Raw genomic sequence first — 1,020 nt, 5'->3', positions numbered from 1 at the left:
GCTCATATGAGGGCAATGTCTGCGAGCCTCCATTTGTTTCAGACTGCTATAAGGCAGATGCTGGTGCATATACTTACCTACTGTTGCAGGTGCGATGATATCATCTGCACATTGGAGAATAAGAGAGGGAACCGATACCTTCGAAAGATCCTCTCGGTGATCAGAAAAAAACGCCGCTTTCGCGAATTGGCGGGCAATGACAGGATCAGTAGAACAAAAACGGCTTTCAAGCTCTTCCTTAATTTCAGGCCGATCTGGCTGATTCAGAACGGTTGCCGCAAATACAGTTGCCCAGCCGATATAATTTTTCTCCATCATCTCCAGCAAGCCGAGGAGCTGCTCCTCTTCAAATCCTCCGTAATACTCAGGCGGATCATTCAAATAGCAAGGAGAAGGCCCTACCATCACCAGCTGGGAAAAAAGCTCCGGGCGGCGGATGGATGCTAGCATTCCAATCACGGCTCCGACGGAGTGCCCCACAAACACGGTTTCCTCCAGATCTAAAGCCTCACAAACATCAAGAACATCCTGGGCATAGCCGTCAAGTGTCTGGTAACGATTCAGGTCATATGCGCGCAAATCTGAATGTCCCGAACCGACGTAATCAAACAAAATCACCCGATGATCTTCTTCAAAGGCAGGTGCCACGGCATTCCACACACTTTGATCGCATCCAAAACCAGGTGCGAACATGATAGATGCTTTGCCGCTGCCTTTCACCTTCACATGATTTCTAGACAAAATCGCTTCGTTCATGATTGGCTCCTTTCAGCCGGAAAGTAATATAAAGTTCAATATTTCAATCATAACACTCGGATGGTTTGAAGAGTGTATCTTTCTATGAATGTCACAGCAGTTTAAAAGAAAGAGGACATGGGAGATAGAAAAGATGGATGAATTGGAAGATGCAGGAGGAGGATTGCCTAGACATCGGGGTGAGAAAAAATTACATTTGTCACTCCATCATCAAGACACCTCATACTAACCACAGCTGCTCCGTCTACCGAAAATGTATAAAAG

The 1,020-nt window shown here is 46.2% G+C and carries 1 protein-coding gene; it reads right to left on the bottom strand.

Annotated elements, in window-relative coordinates; translation table 11 throughout:
• On the bottom strand, nucleotides 1-756 hold a 756-nt coding region (gene rsbQ, locus ACWFR1_RS40590), incomplete at its 3' end, for a sigma factor SigB/phosphatase RsbP regulator RsbQ (RefSeq protein WP_453561210.1).
• Between the last annotated feature and the right edge of the window lie 264 nt (nucleotides 757-1,020).

The sequence above is a fragment of the Streptomyces sp. NPDC055103 genome (genome assembly GCF_053607625.1).
This window is presented reverse-complemented; position numbering and strand designations above follow the sequence as displayed.